This window comes from Vulcanisaeta sp. (assembly GCF_049966235.1).
GTDB classification, from domain to species: domain Archaea; phylum Thermoproteota; class Thermoprotei; order Thermoproteales; family Thermocladiaceae; genus Vulcanisaeta; species Vulcanisaeta moutnovskia.
This window is the reverse complement of the sequence record NZ_JBMFVA010000012.1, coordinates 32,302-54,443: the sequence shown is the minus strand read 5'-3', so window position 1 is coordinate 54,443 and position 22,142 is coordinate 32,302. Positions and strand designations below refer to the sequence as shown.

Here is a 22,142-nt window from a genome sequence, read left to right as displayed (position 1 = left end):
GATAGTAAGGCGCTACCTATTGGATGGTAATAAGCAGCGCCAACACCTGCGATAACAACGCCGATATACACAAGGAAAAGGTCGTGAATATAGAAGCCTATTGAAGAAAGCTCTATTGCAAATGTCCACAGGAGCATCCCAAGTGCCATGGCTCTCATATGTCCACCAAGCCACTTAATGCTCAAGGGCACTAATGGACTTGCCAATGCGGATATTGCCGCGTATAATGCCGATAATAATCCAATTATTGCATAATTAACACCAACCTGACTAAGTATTGGGAGTATTATACCGGGTATTAACCACATATTTCCATCATTAATGAAGTGTCCGATCGATGTTAGCCCAAGAATTGTTGCCCTATCTCTGCCCTTTCCTTCCTGCATCATTAACGTTTGGGTTACCCTAATGTCTTTTAAACCAATCGCGTTAAGTAATAAGTAATGAAATTAAGCCAACTAATCATTAATAATCGCGAAATACTCATAAACATGTTAGCATTAAGCCGCAGCTAATGGCAAAGGTAGTCTTCCTAATAATGAGCGATGATATAAAAATGGACCTCGCATTAACAATGGCAGCGAACACAGTGGGAACAAATAGGTACGAGGACTTCAAGGTTGTATTCTGGGGACCCGCCCAAGAGAGACTAATAAGACTTGAAGGACCTGCCAGAGACAACTTCGAGAAGTTACTAAGGGCTGGCGTAATCGATAGTGCATGCATTAATTACGCAAAGAACAAGAGGATAGACCAGGAACTAACGAAGATAGGTATTAAGCTGCATCCTGCTGGTGATAGGGTGGCATATTACATAAACAATGGGTATCAAGTGTTGGTATTTTAATTTTAAATTGAATACTAATTACCGAGATTTTATCAAACCCTCCTCAATCTCTCAACATTCTCCAGGTTTACCATACCTAATCTATTTCCATTTTGATCATAGGTATAGATCCTATTATCTTCTTCATCACGTACGAGCTTATGCTTACCACTGCATATTGGGTATGTATCACTTAAACCGCACATGCATATCCAAACTGATTCACCGTTGGGTGTTTTATATTGGTAGGGTCCCTTTGCCGTGTGAAGTATAACCCTCACGGTACTACGTGCGGATTACGTTATTAAAAAGGTTATTACTAAGTTCAGAAAAAAGTATGTATTATCGCCATTGAATAATAGCATAGTTAATACTAATTCTTTACTAATTATTAACGAAAATAGTGCGTCATTTAATGATTTCCCTAATTTCAGGGAGTTCCATTGGTGTCAAGTGTTGAGTTCTTAGGAAGGCTATCCTATTACCTAGGTTGCATGATTCAACTGGGTCCAGGTCTCGTATAATTCCAGTAATGTATGCTGCATTAAATGTGTCACCGGCGCCAATCGTAGTCACTATATTACTTGTGTCGTATGACTTACACCACTTAATTTTACCATTACGTACTAGGGCGGCGCCTCTACTACCCAACTTCACTATAGCAATAATACCAGTACTACCTGTAAAATTAGTCAGATTTTCCAGGTCGCCGAACAATCTCTTCATTTCATCCTCATTCATGAAGACGGTATTTGATAATCCAATTAGGCTGATTATTAAGTCCCTATTATTAATGGCAGGTCCTACATCGAGAAACACCTGGACTGAGTGTTTATGAGCAGTTCTAATCGTCTCAATAAATGTATTAACGATGCCTACTGTGAATGAGGCATAAAAACCATTGATGTATATAGCCCTTGAATTCTTAATTATGTTCTCATCAATATCATCAACGGTTAATTCCCTGCCAACACCTAGGTATCCCATGAATGCATGTCCATTATTAGTAATGATATTATTGGATATTGTTACAAAACCATGCACCCTCTTTATAAAGCCTGTATGTATACCATTGTCGTTAAGGTATTTAATGAGAATATCTGAGAATGGGTCATCACCAACCTTATCAATAACAGCGACATTGAGGCCCAATTTACGGGTCACTAAGGCCGTTGTGCATGCACCGCCAGGCGATAACGCGATTATATCTGATACTGCAATATCACCTACCTTAATAGGTAATTCCCCAACCCTATAATAAATGTCCAATACGCAGTCAGAGAGAATGACTAAATCAAACTCATTGTTTCCCATGCTCCCACGCACCAATGCTAATTCCCCTGCCAGTCTCAACACCGATTAAGTACCAGGTGAGGGATGCTGCGAATCCAACACTAAATATTACGGCCGCCAATATTAAGTATGAACTTACTGGTAGGTAGGATGATAGGAATATCACGGGTATGGAACCACCCAGTGATATAACCCTAACAATCGCAGTATAGGAACCCCTACGCCTAGTTACCCAATACTCAGATTTCAGTGTATCTTCAGTTAGGAAGTATGTATTTATGAGAATTGAGAATAGTATGAATAGTATCCAGAAGATGTATTGGGCGTTTATGAGACTCCTTATTAGTAGTAAAATAAGCATTGAGGTAATTAGGGATCCTATTGATGAGAGAAGTAACAATGACTTTCTGCTAATGGTATCAGCAAGCATACCTATGGCGATTCCTGAAATGAGTGATGATATTGAGAATGCAAAAATAAGCCAATTAGTGAGGTTTGGGAAGTAATACGGTCCAAAGGTCAGTACTAATAGTGTGAAGCCCGTTGTGTATGACCAGCCAATTAAACCGCCTATGGCTATCCTAGTTGTTAATGATGGTAACCTTATTGTGATATTACTATTTCTATTCTTTATTAGATCAAACCTGGAATTATCATAGGGTAATCTCCTTGCCCTAAGCCAGTATGGTGATTCAGGGATTAATGACCTAAGTAGATAGAGTATTGGTATTACTATGAGTATTGTTAATCCAAGTGCGAGCTTTTGAAGAATAATGGATGATATGTTGATTAAGACCAAGGCAGTTGCTAGGGCGCCACCAAGGTTAGTGAAGTTAAGTATTAGGTAAACAATCCTACTCCTGATTCCGCTTGGGAAGTACTCATGGGCTGAGATCATCACGGTATTATACTCACCACCAACTGCAAGCATTAATATTGCGAGGGAAATCAGTAAAATCACATAGTTAATACTGAATATCAACCCCATGGAGCCAATTATGTACATTATTAATGATATGTAAAGGCTCCTCTTCCTACCAATGGTATCTGAGAGAGGGCCCATCAAGGCGCCACCCAGTAACAACCAAAGTGGTGGCCATATTGATAGTAAGGCTATTAAAGGCCTTGGTACTGAGACCCAGTTTGAGGCAATATAGGCTATGGAATATATGTAAGCCTCAATCATAGTACTTATTGAAAACACAGTAAACACTAACGTATGAATTCTACTCCATTTCTCAGACTCAATCATCATAATAGGATAACTATCCTATTTATAAGCTATACCAAAACACCATTATTGGCTCTATCGAAAACATAGGCACAATATTTTATTGCTCAACGATCAGATTCCGCAGATGATTGGCGGTTTAGTAAGATTTTTTGTGTACAGGAAGTTTTTTAGAATGCATGGTGATGGAGGTCTGATATGTGAAAATTACCATGGCATAGTAAATATGTGGGTATTACATTGAGGATAATTGTGGAAAGTAAGACTAGGGAAATGCATGGGACAGGGCAGATAAAGAGTTTTATTGCATAGGTTCGCCTACTCATCGTGAAGTTAAACCTTGATAGGAATTGGATTGATTTTACTATTGAGAGTGAGGATGATTTGTACGTCATTTACCTATTGATTGATCCTGGTGATATTATTTATGGCTGGACCGTTAGGGAATTTAGAGGTAGGGAAGGTTCCAGGGGTGAAAGGATTAGGATTTACGTTGGTCTTAAGGTTGAGAACCTGGAGTACCACGCTTTCAGAGGTACGCTTAGGGTTAGAGGTGTGCTTATTGAAATTCCCGAGTGGTTTGAGGGTGCCAAGGGTAGTCACCACACAATGGAGTTATCCTATGGAATTGAGTATAGATTAGTTAAGCCCAGCGATATTGATAGGGGATTCATTAATAAGGTCCTGGAGATGTTCAGTGGTGCATCAATAAGTGTATTGCTGGTTTCGGTCTCTATGGAGGAGGTTGCGGTTGCCCACATTCGTAGATTCGGTAGGGAGTTACTTGGGACAATACCAATACAAGGTGGTGGTAAGGAGGGTGAGGACTCGCTTGATAGGTTTAGGAGATCCCTTAGGAACGCACTTACTCAGGTTAAGCAGTGGGTACAGGTTAGGAGACCTACGCATATCGTGGTTGTTGGTAATCATATGACACTTTCAATGGCTAAGGACGTGATTAATGAGGAATTGGGTAAGTTGGGGATACAGGCTATTTATCATGAGCAGGGTGAGGGTGGTTTAGCCGGTATTTATGAGTTTGAGAGGGTTGGTGTTGATGTTCTTAGGAAGCTGAATATAAGTCTTGGACAGGAGTATGTGGATGAAGTATTTAGTAGGTTAGGTATGGGTAATGGACTGGTCGCTGTGGGCGTCGATGAGGTTAGGAAGGCGCTTGAGTTTGGTGCTGTGGAAACCCTGATTGTTCTTGATGAGACGTATAAGGAAAAAGGTTATGAAATGAGGAATTTAATTAGCATGGTATTAAGGACTAGGGCTAACCTAGTGATAATACCATCAAGTACTGAGAGCGGTGAGAGATTGAGGAGTATTGGTGGTATAACTGCGCTATTGAGGTTCCCTATTTCTTCTCAGACTTAGTTCCCTCAGTCTTTGTTGGTTCCTGGTTAATTATTTGCGTTATCTTATCATAAGCCTCTAGGATTAGCACCATTGATCTAACAAGCTCATTTATTCTATCAATGTCCTTGGTCTCCTTAAGCTCATTATTTATCATAACAAGTCTTTCATATAGCGTATTCCTAATGTCCATAAGGCCGTACCTAATCATGACCTCCTTTTCCTCAGCATCAGACTTGACAATTACCACGGGTCTATCACAATTAGCGCAGTAATACTCACCAGTCTTCAACTTAAGCAATGGTGTTCCGCAGACTGGGCATGTATAACTCGTCAGCGTCGCCCCAGCCCTAATCAACTGAGCCATCTTCTTAGCAACCAAATCCCTACTACTAACATTCACGATGCCTAAACTAACACAACCTGCTTATAAACCCAACGAAGCAATGCCCAAGTTAAGTATTTTAAACCTTGAATAGGTTCTTCGTTAAGTGATGAGTGACATGCCATGTGACTGGTGATCGATCCTGGGGTACCTGACCATACCTGCACTAAGGAATAAGGTTAATAGAGTCTAATTACATGCGGCATCCGTGGAGTATAGAGTATTTGGTAAGACCGGCATTAAGGTATCCATAATGGGCATGGGTACTTACTACGACCCAGGCTGGATAATACTATCAAGGCTCGGGATAAGGCCTGGCTACGAGAGGAAGCTCAGGGCCCTTAGGGTTGGTCTGGATGGTGGAATTAACTTTATAGATACGGCGGAGATTTACGGCTCGGAACCATTGGTTGGCGAGGCTATCAAGGATTTCAACAGGGAGGATTTGTTCATAGCCACTAAGGTCTGGCCAACGCACTTGAAGTACGACGTCGTTATAAAGGCTGCGAAGAGGAGCCTTGAAAGGCTCGGTGTTAAGTACGTAGACCTATACCAAATACACTTCCCGAATAGGAGGATTCCAATCACGGAGACCATGAGGGCCATGGAGTACCTAGTCGATACCGGATTAATAAGGTTCATTGGACTAAGCAACTTCAATCTCAACCAAATAATCGAGGCGCAGGGCGCCCTTAAGAAGTATGAAATAGCCTCCATACAAATGCCCTATAGCCTAATGGATAGGGCCATCGAGAAGGATATAATACCCTACGCCAGGAAAAACGGAATGGCCGTAATAGCCTACTACCCACTTGGCCATGGCAAACTCATTAGGAGCATTCCAATGGGTATCATTGAGTTGGTTAGTAAGAATCATGGACCAAAGACACCTGCCCAGATAGCCCTTAACTGGATAATCACTAAGCACGAACATGTATTCCCAATACCCAGGGCCTCAAATCCTGATCACGTAAGGGAGAACCTTGGTGCCGTGGGCTGGAGATTGAGTCAGGAGGAGATTGAGAAACTGGAGAACATTAATTTATAATAAATTTTGAGGAGATGTTGAAGAAGCCATAAATAATTAAGGACCACGTAATCCACGTGAGTCTCATAGATAGGAGAAAGTTCATAAAGCTATTATTAGCGGCAGGTGGTCTCGCCGCGTTAGGTGGTTATGTAAGTAATCAGTTAACTCAGGTTAATAGTGAGAGCACAGGTACACCACAACCACCGCTTAATTCGCACATATCCGCCGTAAGGAATTACACGGGCATAAACACAACATCCATTAATACGCCTAATCTGCCGTATTTTCATACTTTCTTCTATGCAGAGATTGCATTACTTCTCCCGCTTTTAAAGGGTCATTTAGTGAGGGTTTAATAATGAAGTTGCTTATTCTAATCACTGGCTCAACGTTGGATCGATTATTAACATTAGGCACAATAACCCTTGGCGCAGTGAGCATGGGGCATGAGGTTGCCATTTATGCCACCCAATCAGCATCCTTTGTCTTCCTTAAGGATTACGCAGATAAGATTGGTAACTACACAGGTGATTCCTCGCTGGGTATGTTAATTAATGGTGTCATTAATGGTTATAACAATGCCGTAATTAACGGTAAATTTTTCAAGTGGCATGAGATGATTAGGCAGGCCAGAGAGATCGGTAATGTGAAGGTCTATGTCTGTACCCAGCCCTTTGAGTTGGCGGGTATTAAGGTTAATTTAGGTGGTTTTCTTGACATTGTTGATGAACTGGTTATGATTGGTAAATACATTGAATTGCTTGAGTGGTGTGATAAGTCGGTCTCGCTTTGAATTTAAATAAATTTATTTAAATTTAAATGAATGTTAAACTGTGCAAAAACAGCACTGATTTAAGGCTATATAAAGCGTTACGTTGGTATAATGCCGTGAAATTCATGAAAGTAAGTAATGATAGGTACATATTAGATGCCAGGGGTTATGCCTGTCCATACCCACAGGTCTTTACGTTGAAGGTTATTAAGGAGTTGAAAGAGAACTCGATAATAGAGGTTCTCGTTGATAACCCAGCGAGTTGTGATAACGTTCCAGCGGCTGTTAGGAAGCTTGGTCACGAGGTTCTTGAGGTTAACCAGGAGGGTAATTACTGGAGGATTGTGGTTAGGAAACGGTGATTAAGATGAGGGAGGATAGAATAAGTGTGTTTAGGGAAAGGTTGGATAAATACCTGAATCTTGGAATTAACTTGCTATCCCTTGCCATTGGTTGTTCAGTTAAGGTTGACCTATACGATACGTTGTACCCAGCCCTCTCACTTGTTAACAATGAGATAGCTAAGTTGAACATAGAGATACAACCAAGGGAGGATGTAGCCGTGCTAAGGAGTAATGGTGATTACTCATTGGTCAGGAGGATATACGATATAAGTGGTAATGGTGTGAATAAGGATGAATTAATTAGTATTAATCCATTAGTGGCATTATTGCTATTGCAGGTTCACCAATCACGTGCATCATCACCGAAGGAATTTGCAAGTTCAATAATAAGCCTATATAGGAGGTTAGGGAGTTCGCCGGTTCGGGTTAGGATTGGTAAGGGTCACTCAATAGTCTCGACTAAGGAGAAGGCTGAGTTTGCCCTTATCGACTTCATAGGTACGAAGAGCGGTAATGAGTACTTATTGGCTAATAATGATACAATACAGATAATTGACCCGACAGAAGACCCAGGTAGTTATAGGCAGGTGGCTACCGCAGTGAGCAATGCATTAAATGATTTATTCATAAAGGGTGTATATAGGGGTATAACGATATACCCAGTCTACGATGCACCAATTGAGGATTTAAGGGAGAAGTTAACGAGGAGCTTTAAGGAATTTAGTAGTAAGTGGGACTTTCAATTAAATGCTGATGTTATACAACCAAGGGTTAACTATCTATTGATGGGCGCAACCGTGGTTGGTACATTAGATAAGGAACCACCAATGTTTTATGATAATATTAAGGCCGGTTTTAAGATACTCGTCACTAGGTCATTTGGCGAGCTTTCCATAATATCTACGTATTTAACGACTCACGTTGATGAATCAATAATGGATGAGCTTGAACGTAATGTTATGAGTATTGAGGATCTTGAGAAATTGAAGACTAAAATAATGGACTCTCTCTCAAGACCTAACATCGAGATAGCCAGAGTGATAAGTAAGTACTTACCTGAAATAGGCGAGGCGTTTAGAGAGGACGAGCATATAGCGGCCACGGTAGACGTATCGGGACCCGGCATATTCGTATTTAAGGAATTAGCTGAGCAGGCTAATGTAGATGTTGCTCTGTACAACATACCATTAATATCACCTGAAATTGCGAAATTCGCTGCTGAGCACTACATAATCACCGATGCCACGGCGGGTACTAATGGAGCTATAGCAATCGTGGCTAGTAAGGACGTTATTGATTCGTTGATTAGGGATTTGAGGGGCATTGAGGATGTGCAACCCATGGTAATTGGCGAGGTCATGGGCAGGGGGTCTGGCAAGCTATTCGTGCCAGATTACATAACAAGGTATATAACGAGTAAATCATTATTAATGAAGCTCACTATGAACATCGACGTATTAAGAAGCCTAAGGAGGCAACAAGTCAGGTGCGAGAAGGTAAGGGTTGAGGCGAGGGTCCTTGGTAATGTGCAGGGTGTTGGATTTAGACCAACACTACGTAGGCAAGCTCTATCCCTTGGATTAACCGGGTATGTGAGGAACCTTCTAGACGGCTCGGTTGAAGTAGTTGCTGAGGGTTGTAAGGAGGATGTGATGGCGTTTATCGAGTGGATTAGGTCGAGCCCTGTTGGTTCAGTTCAGACTATAAATTACATGATTAAGCAATATTATGGGGAGTTCAACGAGTTCGAAATAAGGTAGTTAACCTGATGATCAGTCATGCACGAACCATGCCTTATAAACTTATTGGCTCAGTTAGTAATCAGCACACGCATAAGCATTTTTATGCATGCCATTAATTATGTGTGAATAATATGACTAGTGTTATTGATGTTAGGGGTTTTCAATGTCCAACGCCGGTTACAATCGTCGCCAATGCGGTGGATAAGGCTGAGGCAGGATCAACACTTACGGTAATAACGGACGACTTCATATGCTTCATGATGATACAGAGGATATTGAAGATTCTCAATGTGGAGATTAGGGAGGCCGTGCAGTTGGATGATGGTAATTATAGGATAGTCGTTATTAAGCTCCATAAAGGCACTCAATAATCTATGATTAGCACTGATTTTAATTCCCAGTAAATACGTATATTCAATGCCAACAATGGCCTTTAAGGTGCTTTATGATGGATCATTATTTAGCGGATTTACGGGTGGTACTAACTCCATTGAGTATTATCTGAGGAGGGCCATTAGGTACTTCATTAAGGACTTTGGGTTAAGTAAGGCCTCAAGGACTGATCCAGGGGTTAGTGCCGTTGGTAATGTAATTTCGATAAAATATGATGACGGCATTAGGTTGATGCCTGGTATGTTAAATTCCAGGTTGCCGAATGGGATTAGGGTGTGGGCTTGGGCTGAGGTTAGTGATGATTTTCATGCAAGGGCTGCTGTGTCTAGGACGTACGTTTATGTAATGCCTTGGCTCTACGAGGATGTTGATCTAATGAGAAGGGCGACGGAATTATTTGTGGGTGTTCATGATCTGTCTAATTTCCAGGTTAAGGATAGGGGTGTGCCGACCACGGTAATGATAAGTAGCGTTAATGTTGAGAGACTTGGTGATTACCTGGTTTTTACTATTGTTGGTAAGGGATTTAGGAATAAAATGATTAGGAAGATTGTTAATGCAATTAGGATGGTTGGCATAAGCAACTTAACACTGGATGAGCTAAGGGATTTAATAGAGTTAAAGGTTAGGAGACCAATACCTCCTGCATCACCTTATGGACTATTATTACTAAGTGTTAGTTATGGTGCTAAAGAACCAAAGTGGATCTTACATGATGATGGTGTCTCATACGCAATTAATTATCTAGTTAATAGGTGGCATAATTCATTATCGAATTCATTTGTTATTTTAAAAATTCTTCATGAATTTATGGATATAAATAAATTATTTATTCATATTTAAACATAACATGGACCAAATGTTTAAATAATAAATAAAATAATAGTAAACGGGAGTTTTGTGGCATATTTCGACATTGAAATGGCCTGTAAGGAGGGTTTTGGTGAACGTAAGCTAGTCTCCATGATTCAACAACGGATTAATTCCCTATCCTGGGACCTAGATACTAACGAGCAGGATTTCCTTACGAGCTATGCTTATCAAGACTTAAGATACTACCTATTATATAAGTTCGGATTGCTTAACCTAGATAGTGAAAACGCATCCTTTGAATTATGTAAGAGGATTTTAAGGGATGAGGATTCCATTACGAAGATTGTTGATGAATGGTTTAGTTGGTGGATGGTTAAGTGGAGACAGAGGGTTAAGTTAGTATTCAGTGAGAGTGAGCAGGTGAATTCTGATGATAATACGAGCTTAATGGCTAATGTTGATAGTATTCTTAAGAATATTCCGAAGAAACTAATCGAGAAGTTACGTAGAGAGATTGTGATCGAACTAATAAGGCAGAACGAGATTTGCAGCCTTGATGTAGTTTCTGATTTTATATTAAGGACGACGCTTAATGATCTTGTTAATGAGTATGGAAAGGATGGAATTATAAAACTAATAATTACTGATATAACGAGCATACGCCTAAGATTATTAAGAAGAATAATGGAAGTAAAGGATTCTAATCAACCGCTCGTAATTCTTAGGGTTAAGATTAACTCATCACAACCATACCAGGGAGCACAATAACAATAATGACCACTTACTATAAATCATATAGGAAAGGAATGATTAAAGTAGCCATTGCATATCCATCTAGCATAAGGGTTGCGCTCCAATCATTATCAGTGCATATAATCCGGAAATTACTGAGTGAGTATCCTAATGTATATGCAGACTTCGTATTCATAGGCAATAATGGACAATCCATAACAAGATCACTTAAGGATTTTGATGTGGTTATCTTCTCTGTGCATTATGAGCTTGATTACCCACGCATACTAAAGATGATGGAGATTAGTGGCATAAACCCATATAGCTCTCAAAGAGGTATTAATGATCCATTAATAGTAATGGGCGGTCCAACGCTAATAGCTAACCCTGAACCCATGGCGCCCTTCGCTGATATAATACTTATTGGTGATGCTGAGGTCTTAATTCCCAAGTTCATGGAGCATTACATGGAATACGGTAAGGATATTGAAGAATATGTAAATCTAACTGGTTTTTACATTCCATCACTTGGTAAGCATATTGTAAGTAAGGCGTTTGTTAAGGACTTATCATATTCCATAAAATTAATTCATGATACTGCAATTGAACTAGGCCTCAGTAATGTTAAATCAGTATTCAGTCATTCAGCAATACTTGAGGTTATGAGAGGTTGCCCGAGAGGTTGCCTATTCTGTATGGAGGGTTTCATTGGAAGACCTGTTAGGTATGCTAACATCAATTCAATTAAGAATATAGTGCTTAGAGATGCTAATAAAGATAAGAAAATAATTAACGGAGTATCACTAATGGGGCTTTCCGTAACTGATCATCCAGGCTTTAAGGACTTAATGGATTTTCTTGTGAATAACCTAGGGTTGAGCGTGTCAGTTCCTTCCCTACGTGTTGATTCTCTAGATGAAGATACGATTAAGTTAATTGTAAGGGGCGGCCAAAAAGTCCTTACTATAGCTCCTGAGTCAAGTGAGAGATTAAGGAGGGCATTAGGTAAAGGTTTCTCTGATGATGATATTGCTAGCATCGTTATAAGTGCGATGAATGCGGGTATTGATCACATGAAGCTTTACTTCATGGTTGGATTACCCGGTGAAACTAATGATGATGTGGAATCAATAATAAACTTACTACTAAGACTTAAGAGACTTGGTATTAAATATTCTCTCTCGGTTAATCCATGGATACCTAAGCCACATACCCCATTACAGTGGCTGCCAATGGCTAGTGATGATGTGATTAATAGTAGGGTTAAGGTTTTGGAGGATTTACGAACATACATTGAATTCTCAACATATAATATACTTGATGCTAAGATTCAGGCTTTATTATCGCTTGGGGATAGGGATGTTGGTGACCTGGTATTTGAGGCTTCATTAACAGGGCTCGATAGGGGTTCCTGGAGGAGACTACTTAGGAAATATGAGAATTTACTTAATAAGTACGTATATTCATGGAAGCCACTTAATAGTGAGTTGCCCTGGAGTCACATAAGGATTCCAGGTATTGAAGAACAGAGTCTCAAGGTATTATTACTTAGGTACCTTAAGGAAGTTAATATCAGTATTTCAATTAATTAAAATAATATTATTTAAAATTGAAATAGCTTCAAGATAAATCAAATAATAATTATAATATATAACTAGGTTTAAATAGTATATTTAATTTTAAATAATATAGTTACTTTATTTACGTAAATCTTTTAAATTAAATCATTAGCGCCACTGTGGTGAACATATGACCTGGAATGGTGTGCACTTTAATCTGAACACAATAATACCCTGGTACGTCATACTCATATGGATACTGCTCTATTTCGCATTACTCGCATGGGCCTGGAGACCAAAGGAGGGTAGACCCTTCGGTAATTTCAAGACCATTGACTTCGTTTACGTAGCATTAATAGCTGCATTACTTATCGTCTATAACTTCTTTATATCACCATTAATACCTAAGGTTGGTACAGTAACAACATACTTCTATTACCCAATCATTGGCGAGATGTTCCTGGTAATGTTGGCGGCAGCCCTAGTTGGTAAACCTGGTTCTGCAGGATTAACAATGTTCATTTACACTCTTCTCTCTGATATTATTCATTATGGCTTCGGCGGTGAACCATTCTGGTTCCTTTATGAGGTTACGTCGTATGCCGCAATAATTGATCTATGGTTAATATATAGGGGTAGGTATTACATGATGCCATTTAGAGGCGTTTTTAAGGGTGCAATTGGTTCTAAGACGGGTGATAGTGAATCTGTAGCTAGTGAGGAGTTAGAGGAAGAGTTGAAACCTGCTAAGGCGTTGTTCATTATTGATGCCGTATTGGGTGGTATCACTATATCAATAGCATACCCGTTCTGGTGGAGAGGTTTCTGGGGACCATTCGTACTTGGAATCTCGTATACACCAAGTTTTTGGTTCATAACAACCGTAGCCAGCATAGGTGCTGGTATTGTACTTGGTCTCGTGGTTGCCCCATTCATTTACTATATTAAGAAGGTACTGACCTAGGGGGATGTATGGCAAAAATCATTAAAATCAATAACCTCTTTGTTCGTTATTTTGGTTCCGATAAACCTGTTCTTAGGGGCTTATCACTTGAAATTGAGGAAGGTGAATTCGTGCTCCTTGTTGGTAGAACAGGCTCTGGGAAATCCACGTTGCTTAACGTAATAAATGGCGTTATACCAAACATAATAAGTGCGACCGTTAGGGGTTCAGTTAATGTGGCTGATCATGATCCAAGAAAAACCCCCGTCCATGAGATGGCTACAATAGTTGGCACTGTATATCAAATACCCGAAAGTCAAATTTTCTCATTGATTGTTGATGATGACGTGGCTTTTGGACTCGAGAATAGAGCTATTGAGCCTGAGGAAATGAGAAGAAGAGTTATTGAGTCCCTTAAATTGGTCAATCTTACACATAAGATGAAGCACCCAACATTCCTTCTAAGTGGTGGTGAGAAGCAGAGGCTCGTTATTGCTGGCGTTCTCGCTGTTAAACCTAGGATTTTGATTCTTGATGAACCAACATCAATGCTTGATTCCGTTGGCGCCGAGCAGATCTTTGGTCTTGTTAAGAAACTGAATGATGAGGGACTTACAATTATCATGAGTGAGCATAGGGTTGAAAGGGTTATCGGCATGGTTGATAGGATTATTGGTCTTAAGGATGGAGTCATATACATTGATGATGAACCACATAAGGCTGTGGCTAAGGACCTAACTAAGCTTGGTATTGAGGAGCCGCAGGTAACCACGCTATATAGGATGATCAATAAGAACTCGGATTACTATCCAATATCTGTTGAGGAATTTCTTGAAATTGGAGTGGCAAATAAGTTGGAAATTATTAGTAGGCATGAAGACGATAATAACACTAATATCGCTGTTTCAGTAAATAGCGTGAGATTCACATACCCAGGCAGCACACAGGAGGTTCTTAAAGGTGTTAATTTAGAAATACGTGATGGCGAAGTCGTAAGTGTTATAGGACCTAATGGTAGTGGTAAATCAACACTAATGTACTTACTTGCAGGCATTTATAGACCGAGTACTGGTTACATTCAAGTCTTTGGACGGGATTCCACGAAGTTAATCGGTAAGGATAGGGTTAGATTAATTGGCTATGTATTTCAGGATCCTGATCAAATGCTTCTTTCAAGTACTGTTAAGGGTGAGTTGGAGTTTACGCTTAAATTAGCAGATATTCGTGGTAAGGAGGCCGAGGATAGAATCAAGAGGATAACTAATTACCTGAATATTAGTGATTTACTTGATCAAAGTCCACATAAGTTATCTGTAGGACAGAGAAGACTTGTTAGTGTTGCCTCTGTCCTTGTGGCCGAGCCTAGGATTTTGATTCTTGATGAACCAACAAGGGGCCTTGATAATGCAATGAGTATTGCATTAATGGACTTAATATTAACAATAAAGGAGGAGAGAGGTATGACACTAATCATGGTTACCCATAATATGAGACAGGTTGGGGAATACAGTGATAAGGCGTTTGTTATGTATGATGGAACTGTGGCATTTAGCGGAACGCCAGAGAAGGTTTTTGAGGAGTCACATAAGCATCCTGAGTGGGGTATATCTCCGCCTCAGGTTTTTGAGGTTACGCGAAGTATCGGTAAACCAACAGCCAGCATGAGGAGGGTGAGAGCGAATGTTGCTTAGCCAATTACTGTATAACCCAGCTGTTAATTGGATAATAACATTAGTAATACTTCTTTACGGTCCGATACTGGTTGTTTACCTAATATTCAGGCTCATTGGTTTTCAAGGCTACATGTCATTGTTTAGGTTTATTGAGGGTAAATCAATAATTTATAGGATGGATCCCAGAACTAAGATACTGCTCTCGATAATAATTACGACTGTTGCCGCAATAACGATTTGGTGGATATCGGCAATAATGTTTATAGCCGTCATGGCATTATACGCATTACTAAGCAATATTAGGGAGAAGCTCAGGGTAGCGCTACCCCTCATACTGGCCTCATTTATAGGAACTGCATGGACTGAATCCATATTTGCCCCATACTCATACCTACATATTATATTTCACCATGTAACGTTCCTATACGTATTTCCACAATCACTTTCGGTGCTTGGCATAACCCAGGGAACTGGAACATTCTATGTACCGTACCTTGGCTACGTTAATAACCCAGTTGGTTTAACATGGGAGGGCATTATATATGGCTTACAAATAACGTTTAGGGCCGTGGCGGCAATAGCCTCTGGGCTACTGCTCATCTTCAGTACTCCACCTTCGGATATACTCAGATCTCTCGAAAAAAGCGGTTTGCCTATCGAACTTGGATTCACATTATTACTCGCTGTGAGTTCTGTGCCTAAGGTGCTTGAGAACTCCATGGTAGTTCTTAACTCACTGAGGGCTAGGGGGATTGACTTCAGGCCTAGGAGTAGGAATCCAGTGGCATTTATTGGCGAATCATTATTCATAATTAAGATTGTGGTAATGGCGCTCGTGGGTATAGTAATACTAACGCTCAGGGATGCCAGGCAGATAGCCATTGCAGCTGACATAAGGGCATTTAGGGCTTATAGGAGGAGGACGTATTACAAGGACATTAGGATGAATAGGATTGATTATATAGTACTTGCATTACTAATCGTGTTGCTAATTGCCGGTATTTATATCTCTGGGCTTCCTGGCATGGGTGCCGTGCCATACAACCCATAATAGTTATTAATATGGAGCTAAGTATTTATTATGAATGAGTAGGCGTAGGTTTGAGGTGGCGCCATTAAGTATTTACGGGACATCGACAATAGGTGTATATATATTTACAAATAATACCTTAACTATTGTTCCCATGGATGTTCCTGATAAGGTAATTAACTCAATAAGAGATACGCTAGGTACAACAGTAATTAAATCATCACTTGCAAAATCACCATTGATAGGTATATTCATGATTGGAAATGACAATGGTGTATTAGTACCAAGTATAGTAACTGAGGATGAGGTAAATGAGTTAAGAAAGAATGGTCTTAACGTCTCAGTAATACGCACGAGATATACCGCAGTTGCAAACCTGGTATTAACGAATAGTAGGAAGACCGTGGTATCACCAATCATTGAAAAGGAATATATTGATTTAATAAGGGATACATTGGGTACGGAGGTTATTATCGATGAGATCTGCGGAACCTACTTGGTTGGTTCAATAGCAGTGGCAAACGATAGAGGTGTTTTACTAAGCCCTGAGGCTAGGGATGAGGATGAGAGGAAGATTAGGGATTACTTCGGATTGCCAGTTAATGTAGGTACTGTAAATAGGGGTAGGAGTTTCCTCAGGGGTGGGCTTGTCGTTAATAACAATGGTGGTCTAGTGGGTAGTGATACCACGGGCTTTGAAATAGTTAGGATTATGCAGGCACTAGGCGGTGCATGACCATGGCATTACCTAATTAATTCCCTGGCCTTATTAATGCATTCCTCACCAAGCCCATGTATATTTCTCAATAACTCACTTATCAATTTCTCAACCCTAACCTGCAACTTACTTGGTATTACACCCATACTTACATATGATATGTACTCATCATAGTCAATAACCCTGGCCTCATTAGAATCCCATCTCTTAACAATATCAACCACAAGGTCAATATAAAGTACATTACCTCCTGTGTACTCAATAGGCGTATTAATATTCACATAAATGCCCTTAGGTCTCAAGGAACGATCTGCATAAACATGAACTAGGTACTCACTACCCACTGATGAACAGGTTATTGCAATATCACCCTCCTCCTTAGGGAGCCCAAGGCCATCAAGATAGCCACCACCCCTCAACCTACGCAATAAAACAATATCACCAGGCTCAAGCTTAAGTGCATCAGCAATACCAAGCCTAATAACCTCACCACTAGGCTTAATATGCACAATACCAACCCTATGCCTTCTACTCATCAACTGCCTCATGAACTCCGCACTAAACCCAGCCCTATCATTACAATGACTAAGGAATGACTCAACGAAATCGAGTAATGTAGTGCGTCTTCTCAGTGTCTTATATGTGTGATGTCCCATTATTGTTGGCATGACGTTGTTCCTAACATTATCAAGCAGGAGTTTAGCCCTGCCATTAAGCATGATCTCAGTAATACACTCGCCATCCTGAAGCACAGTGTATGGTGAGGATGACCTACTTGCAGCATTTACCTCATTGAATATACTCAATGCTCTTTCAGCCTCTCTAGCAGCCTCATTCTCAGTTAGGAATTGGGCACTACTTCTCCACTTAATGCTATATCCACTTAATTTACTGACATACTTAAGACCAACCTTAAGAAGCACTTGCCTAGCCTCATACTCCCTGATATGCCTACTAAATAATACTGTACCACTACCCGGTACTATCGAGACATACTCCGTATCGACCCTAATACCAGGCATTGCAACAAGTTCATCGCTTGGGTAAACCCTCGTTTTACTTATGATTATTGGAATCACATCACCATCATTATATGCATTACCTGGCGCTCTAAGCACGGCCTTAATGCCATTGCCAATATCGACAAGGTAATTACCATTACTAACATTAACAATACCCATTATAACTCTATGAAGCGGAACAACGGACTTCCAAGTTAAGGCTTCATTCTCAACAACCCTGAGCAGGTTATTAACGACATCATTAACCACACCACACTTACCCATTACCGTTAACGCTCCAGGGATCCTCTCGGAGTCCTTAATTGTAACGTCAGGCGCAGAATTATCAACATTGATACTAAACCTACTGATTATCACGTCAGAAGCTTGCGCAATGGTATAACCAAGATCAAGCGCTAACTTACTAATTGCAGTCGCGTATTTACCCCTAATCCTAACCCTATAGCTATATTTACTCACAGAAAATTGACTTATCAAGGGCTAAAATAATTTACGACCATGTAATTTAACGGCAAATACCATACTTAATGTACGAGGCAATTATTAAGCCAAGAAACAACACTGAGATTGCTAATGGGAATGCAAGTATAAGCGTTGAACCAATGACTGGCTGCCTAACGGCCATGTAAACAGATAGTGGTAAGCAAACTATGAAAAATAGAACCATAAGTACACTAAATATGATACGCCATTTACGCTCCTCAGTACTTTGTATCCTCGGCGGCTTAACGGCAACAAAGGAAAGCACTAGGAATACTAAAAAGGCCACCAACCCTATGAAATTAGTCGTGTTAATTATCCATGTAATTAAAAAGAACACAGCAACGACTAGGTAAACAATCATAAACCTCCTACTCATTACGGCATTACCGCAATTAAACCCTTGACTACTCATATACTAAAGTAATGAACAATACTCAATTAAATGTTTCCCCATTAACTGGTTCCCGAAATACTCTTTGCAAGGTTTACAAGAGCCTCTATGTCGGGTAAGTCCCTCCTGACCTGGTCAGACCTTAACCTTGCCTCATGAAATCCCTCAACGTGTAAAAACCACGCTCGTCCCCACCACCACCTAACCTCCCTTCTGCTAAGCCTATCGGCAGTATTATCCACTGCATCAAATAATAGCTGTGCCGTCCACCTACCAATCTCAGAGGCTTTCTTTGCCTCATCTAGGCCTAGGGTTATGGCTATTGCCTTAATGGCCTCCTCAGCGGCCTTGTAAAGCTTCTCGCTGGCCTGCACAGGATCCTTGCTAATGAGTTCCCTACCCTCATTTAGGAATTTCTCGGCAAGTTCAAGGTGAGCTTTACTTGTTGTTGATGGGTCAAGTGATAGTGCCTTGGCTATTAAGTCCACTATGTCTATTCCCTTTCTCTCAGCCTCGTCGATTATCAACTTTGGTATTTCCACGATTTACATTGTTGATGCGGAGTTAAAAATGTTTGTTCGTAATAACGTTAGTGCCTTATTAATTGGGGTGTTACTATATTGACGTGAGTATTAAGTGCATTGCCTCAGGCCAGAAGGGTGGTGTTGGTAAGAGCACGCTAACAATACTGACGGCTAAGGCTGCACCTGCGCTCGGCATTAGGCTAGCCATTATCGACCTAGCCATGGGCAACCCAAGCACGTCCCTCAACCTACTTGGTAATATACCGAGGCATACCCTGGCTACCTACGTAATTAATGTATCTAAGGTTAATGAGGTCATTCACGTAATTCCAACAGAGCATGGTCCCGTCTACCTAATACCCTCTGGTCATGGTGATTTAGCGCTTATTAATGAGTACGGAGATTTTAAGGAGAGGTTAGGCTCTTTGATTAAGTATTTGATTGATAGGGTTGGGATTGATCATGTGGTTATTGATTTCCCATCGTTTGAGCCAAGCCTAGATAGCGTGCTGAATGAGGCATTGGATGAGTGCGATATTGTTTATCCAGTGGGTATTCAGGACCTTGGCTCGGTGGTTGCCCTGAGGAACCTGGTGCATTTTGTTAGGAGGTTTTCGATTAATGTTGGTCGCCCTGTGATTAATATGTTTAGGGAGTCCCTGGGTAGGCAGTGGGTTGCTGTTGTTGGTAAGCTCAGTGGTTTGGAGCCCAGTATTATTCATTATGATCCCTGGGTCATCCGGTGGGTTCATGATGGTGCTGGTCAGTATGGTGTTGGCGTTAAAGAGGCTTTGTCATACGTAATTAGGGAGATTCTAAGTTAGTAGTTGTTACGCAAAATGGTTTTAAGGCATTAATTATTAGTCATTAATGCGGTGTCCGTTGAGGAGTTTCGAGGTATTACAGTGGATTCTGAGGATGGCGAGAGGTGGCTACTTATTGCCGATACTCACGTCGGCCTAGAGGTTGAGCTTGGTAAGAAGGGGGTCAGGATACCGAGCCAGTCAGCTAGGATTGCTCAGTTAGTCCTGGACTTTGCCGAGAGAACCGGAGCAACATCGCTGGTGATACTCGGTGATGTTAAGCATGAAATAGCCAGTATAGTCGAGAGTGCCAGGGAGATTAGGGAATTCCTAAACAGGGTCAGCGGTAAGTTCAATAAGGTGGTCCTTGTTAAGGGCAACCATGATGGTAACCTAGACCTAATATTGAGTAGTGACGTGAAGCCTAACGTGTACCTAATCGACTCGAGGGGCTTCGTAATGAGGAGTAAGGACGGGAAAAAACTCCTCCTGCTTCACGGTAACTCAAAGCCTAGGATTGAGGATTTCATGAATGCCGACGCAATAATAATGGGACACACTCACCCAGCCATACTCATACAGGACGTGACAGGTTATGTAATGAGGTCACCCGTCATTGTAAAGATACGCGTTGATAAGTCCGTGTTCGGTAAAAACATGTATAACACCGAAATAGACACCACGGACCTCATGAACATAATAGTACTACCCACATTTAACCCATTGACCGTGGGCATGGACGTGTTCGAAATATTCCCAAAGGATCTCGTCGAAGTCGAAACAATACTCCACTATGCACGCACCTGGGAGATACTAGGTAACATTGAGGTTTACCTAACGGATATGACGTACCTCGGCACAATGGACATACTCGCTAAAATCAGGGAGGAAATTGGCGAGAGCAGTTACGATGTTAATTGGCTTTAAATGCCATTAAACCCAACGTTAAAGTAGGTGCATTTTATCGTAAGTTAGCGTCAAGTACTGTACTCAATTATTGCGAGTTATCTGCCAAGTGGGTCATATTGATATGAAAAGTCTTAATTTTACTACGTGACTTACTTATTATATATGAAGTATTTAGAGCCACGTGAATTGAATAGGGAGTTTAGGTTTGGAATAGTCTTTTCGGTGATTGGTGTGGTTTTACTTGGTACAACCATAACACTAAAGCTCATTAATATGTTGAATGATGGATTTTACGGAGGATTTATTTCACTATCCATAGAATTACTGTTAATAGGGATTGTATTAATGTTAGGCGCATATATTATTGCAAGAAGACATAGACCAACTATTAACTGCGAGGCGATTAAGAACCTGGCGGATTGGTTCTTTAGCGTTGTAGCACTTTTATTAATCATGGTAGGTATTGTTGGTTCAATTCTTCACTTAACAATGAATTCGCCATTAGCCATAGCACTCGTTACACTTACAGGTAGTAGCTTCTTCATTGGATTCTATACCTACGGTCACATGAGGAGATACTGTGCAGGCAAGTCTTAATGGTGCATAAGTTAGTTAATAGGTGTAGGGTTATGAGAATTAATGATTTGCGTTGGATATTAATAATCGCTGCCATAGGTCTCGGACTACTTAGTGTTGGCCTTGTCCTGAGACTCCTTAACTTAATAACGATAGGCGTGTTTTACGGCTTTGCCCTAGCTTCCCTTGAGGCATTCTTAATATTTACGGCACTCATTATTGGTACAATGATCATGAGGAGGTATGGAATTAATTGTAAAATTGCTAATTGGCTCTACGGACTAAGCGGCTTCTATGTCTCGGGAACCCTTCTTGCATCCTTCACAGTCTTAACATTCAATTTACATGTGCCTCAATGGGTTAATACCACAATTATCACGGCATTAATAGTGGGTCTCGGCTTAGTGCCGATTTGGGTCTTATCAATGGTTCTTTATGAAAAGTGTAAGAAGAATAGAATTAATTATTCAGGGGTAAATAGTGGCAATATAACGCATATTTAGTAATATTGGCTTCCTACACTTTTTAATTTAAGTTTCTATCTCTCATGTAGTAAGATTATTGTGGTGCGGTTATGTAATTGTGTGATTA

At 40.5% G+C, this 22,142-nt stretch carries 26 protein-coding genes and 1 pseudogene; 19 read left to right on the top strand and 8 right to left on the bottom strand.

Translation table 11 applies throughout. The features are described from left to right. Positions 1-389: pseudogene (locus ACP5L5_RS07895) on the bottom strand (MFS transporter); the annotation flags it as partial. 125 nt (positions 390-514) lie between these two features. Here ACP5L5_RS07895 and ACP5L5_RS07890 point away from each other — a divergent pair. Then, a complete protein-coding gene (locus tag ACP5L5_RS07890; RefSeq protein WP_013605426.1) occupies positions 515-847 on the top strand; it encodes a hypothetical protein in 333 nt (110 codons plus the stop codon). Between the two features lie 32 nt (positions 848-879). Here ACP5L5_RS07890 and ACP5L5_RS07885 read toward each other — a convergent pair whose 3' ends face one another. From ACP5L5_RS07885 to ACP5L5_RS07875, 3 genes are all read right to left on the bottom strand, one after another. Continuing rightward, positions 880-1,107: a CDGSH iron-sulfur domain-containing protein gene (locus ACP5L5_RS07885; RefSeq protein ID WP_428762865.1), complete on the bottom strand. Its 228-nt coding sequence runs from the start codon at positions 1,105-1,107 to the stop codon at positions 880-882. A 127-nt stretch (positions 1,108-1,234) separates the two neighbouring features. Further along, complete coding sequence (locus tag ACP5L5_RS07880) at positions 1,235-2,179, bottom strand: carbohydrate kinase family protein (RefSeq protein WP_428762863.1); 945 nt, start codon at positions 2,177-2,179, stop codon at positions 1,235-1,237. Further along, positions 2,127-3,371 (bottom strand): MFS transporter, encoded by a 1,245-nt coding sequence (locus ACP5L5_RS07875; protein WP_428762862.1) that lies wholly within the window; start codon positions 3,369-3,371, stop codon positions 2,127-2,129. Before ACP5L5_RS07875 ends, ACP5L5_RS07880 begins: the two co-directional genes overlap by 53 nt. A 306-nt stretch (positions 3,372-3,677) precedes the next feature. Between ACP5L5_RS07875 and ACP5L5_RS07870 the strand changes: the two genes are divergently transcribed. Then, positions 3,678-4,730 (top strand): single-stranded DNA-binding protein, encoded by a 1,053-nt coding sequence (locus ACP5L5_RS07870; RefSeq protein ID WP_428762861.1) that lies wholly within the window; start codon positions 3,678-3,680, stop codon positions 4,728-4,730. On the opposite strand, the gene ACP5L5_RS07865 is transcribed toward ACP5L5_RS07870, so the two are convergent. Further along, entirely contained in the window at positions 4,711-5,112 is a 402-nt protein-coding gene (locus tag ACP5L5_RS07865) for an Sjogren's syndrome/scleroderma autoantigen 1 family protein (RefSeq protein ID WP_428762860.1), read from the bottom strand. The genes ACP5L5_RS07870 and ACP5L5_RS07865 overlap by 20 nt on opposite strands. A gap of 190 nt (positions 5,113-5,302) precedes the next feature. Between ACP5L5_RS07865 and ACP5L5_RS07860 the strand changes: the two genes are divergently transcribed. From ACP5L5_RS07860 to ACP5L5_RS07800, 13 genes are all read left to right on the top strand, one after another. Continuing rightward, the gene (locus tag ACP5L5_RS07860) at positions 5,303-6,142 is read left to right on the top strand and encodes an aldo/keto reductase (RefSeq protein ID WP_428762858.1); all 840 of its coding nucleotides are present in this window, start codon (positions 5,303-5,305) and stop codon (positions 6,140-6,142) included. 56 nt (positions 6,143-6,198) lie between these two features. Beyond that, positions 6,199-6,480, top strand: a complete 282-nt coding sequence (locus tag ACP5L5_RS07855) for a twin-arginine translocation signal domain-containing protein (protein ID WP_428762857.1) — start codon at positions 6,199-6,201, stop codon at positions 6,478-6,480. A gap of 2 nt (positions 6,481-6,482) precedes the next feature. Further along, entirely contained in the window at positions 6,483-6,917 is a 435-nt protein-coding gene (locus ACP5L5_RS07850) for a DsrE family protein (protein ID WP_428762855.1), read from the top strand. A 104-nt stretch (positions 6,918-7,021) separates the two neighbouring features. Further along, entirely contained in the window at positions 7,022-7,258 is a 237-nt protein-coding gene (locus tag ACP5L5_RS07845) for a sulfurtransferase TusA family protein (protein WP_428762867.1), read from the top strand. Positions 7,259-7,263: 5 nt separating this feature from the next. After that, on the top strand, positions 7,264-9,000 hold the full coding sequence (locus tag ACP5L5_RS07840; RefSeq protein ID WP_428762853.1) for a SelD-related putative sulfur metabolism protein: 1,737 nt from the start codon (positions 7,264-7,266) through the stop codon (positions 8,998-9,000). 113 nt (positions 9,001-9,113) lie between these two features. Further along, complete coding sequence (locus tag ACP5L5_RS07835; RefSeq protein WP_048057044.1) at positions 9,114-9,353, top strand: sulfurtransferase TusA family protein; 240 nt, start codon at positions 9,114-9,116, stop codon at positions 9,351-9,353. A 46-nt stretch (positions 9,354-9,399) separates the two neighbouring features. Further along, positions 9,400-10,218: a tRNA pseudouridine synthase A gene (locus tag ACP5L5_RS07830; RefSeq protein WP_428762851.1), complete on the top strand. Its 819-nt coding sequence runs from the start codon at positions 9,400-9,402 to the stop codon at positions 10,216-10,218. A 57-nt stretch (positions 10,219-10,275) separates the two neighbouring features. Beyond that, positions 10,276-10,956, top strand: a complete 681-nt coding sequence (locus tag ACP5L5_RS07825; RefSeq protein ID WP_428762849.1) for a hypothetical protein — start codon at positions 10,276-10,278, stop codon at positions 10,954-10,956. A 5-nt stretch (positions 10,957-10,961) separates the two neighbouring features. Next, a complete protein-coding gene (locus ACP5L5_RS07820; protein ID WP_428762847.1) occupies positions 10,962-12,512 on the top strand; it encodes a radical SAM protein in 1,551 nt (516 codons plus the stop codon). A 157-nt stretch (positions 12,513-12,669) separates the two neighbouring features. Beyond that, positions 12,670-13,443, top strand: a complete 774-nt coding sequence (locus tag ACP5L5_RS07815) for a hypothetical protein (RefSeq protein WP_013605440.1) — start codon at positions 12,670-12,672, stop codon at positions 13,441-13,443. A gap of 8 nt (positions 13,444-13,451) precedes the next feature. Then, positions 13,452-15,113 carry an ABC transporter ATP-binding protein gene (locus ACP5L5_RS07810; RefSeq protein ID WP_428762845.1) on the top strand — a complete coding sequence of 554 codons (1,662 nt, stop codon included), beginning with the start codon at positions 13,452-13,454 and terminating at the stop codon, positions 15,111-15,113. Then, on the top strand, positions 15,103-16,146 hold the full coding sequence (locus ACP5L5_RS07805; RefSeq protein ID WP_428762843.1) for an energy-coupling factor transporter transmembrane component T family protein: 1,044 nt from the start codon (positions 15,103-15,105) through the stop codon (positions 16,144-16,146). The genes ACP5L5_RS07810 and ACP5L5_RS07805 overlap by 11 nt, the downstream gene beginning before the upstream one ends. Before the next feature lie 34 nt (positions 16,147-16,180). Next, a complete protein-coding gene (locus ACP5L5_RS07800; RefSeq protein WP_013605443.1) occupies positions 16,181-16,861 on the top strand; it encodes a translation initiation factor IF-6 in 681 nt (226 codons plus the stop codon). Positions 16,862-16,869: 8 nt separating this feature from the next. Here the strand turns inward: ACP5L5_RS07800 and ACP5L5_RS07795 are convergent, their stop codons facing one another. Genes ACP5L5_RS07795 through ACP5L5_RS07785 form a run of 3 tightly spaced genes read right to left on the bottom strand, consistent with a single transcriptional unit; the run spans position 16,870 to position 19,281 of the window. Beyond that, the gene (locus ACP5L5_RS07795; protein WP_428762842.1) at positions 16,870-18,324 is read right to left on the bottom strand and encodes a DUF402 domain-containing protein; all 1,455 of its coding nucleotides are present in this window, start codon (positions 18,322-18,324) and stop codon (positions 16,870-16,872) included. A 46-nt stretch (positions 18,325-18,370) separates the two neighbouring features. Further along, the gene (locus ACP5L5_RS07790; protein WP_428762840.1) at positions 18,371-18,760 is read right to left on the bottom strand and encodes a hypothetical protein; all 390 of its coding nucleotides are present in this window, start codon (positions 18,758-18,760) and stop codon (positions 18,371-18,373) included. Between the two features lie 41 nt (positions 18,761-18,801). Continuing rightward, positions 18,802-19,281 carry a PaREP1 family protein gene (locus ACP5L5_RS07785; RefSeq protein WP_013605446.1) on the bottom strand — a complete coding sequence of 160 codons (480 nt, stop codon included), beginning with the start codon at positions 19,279-19,281 and terminating at the stop codon, positions 18,802-18,804. 83 nt (positions 19,282-19,364) lie between these two features. Between ACP5L5_RS07785 and ACP5L5_RS07780 the strand changes: the two genes are divergently transcribed. The 4 genes from ACP5L5_RS07780 to ACP5L5_RS07765 all read left to right on the top strand — a co-directional run bounded on the left by ACP5L5_RS07780 (position 19,365) and on the right by ACP5L5_RS07765 (position 22,054). Next, complete coding sequence (locus ACP5L5_RS07780) at positions 19,365-20,087, top strand: ParA family protein (RefSeq protein ID WP_428762838.1); 723 nt, start codon at positions 19,365-19,367, stop codon at positions 20,085-20,087. A gap of 51 nt (positions 20,088-20,138) precedes the next feature. Then, positions 20,139-20,993 carry a metallophosphoesterase gene (locus tag ACP5L5_RS07775; RefSeq protein ID WP_428762836.1) on the top strand — a complete coding sequence of 285 codons (855 nt, stop codon included), beginning with the start codon at positions 20,139-20,141 and terminating at the stop codon, positions 20,991-20,993. A gap of 144 nt (positions 20,994-21,137) precedes the next feature. After that, positions 21,138-21,572, top strand: coding sequence for a hypothetical protein (locus ACP5L5_RS07770; RefSeq protein WP_428762834.1), 435 nt, complete (start codon positions 21,138-21,140; stop codon positions 21,570-21,572). A gap of 32 nt (positions 21,573-21,604) precedes the next feature. After that, positions 21,605-22,054: a hypothetical protein gene (locus ACP5L5_RS07765; RefSeq protein ID WP_428762832.1), complete on the top strand. Its 450-nt coding sequence runs from the start codon at positions 21,605-21,607 to the stop codon at positions 22,052-22,054. Positions 22,055-22,142: the final 88 nt, after the last annotated feature.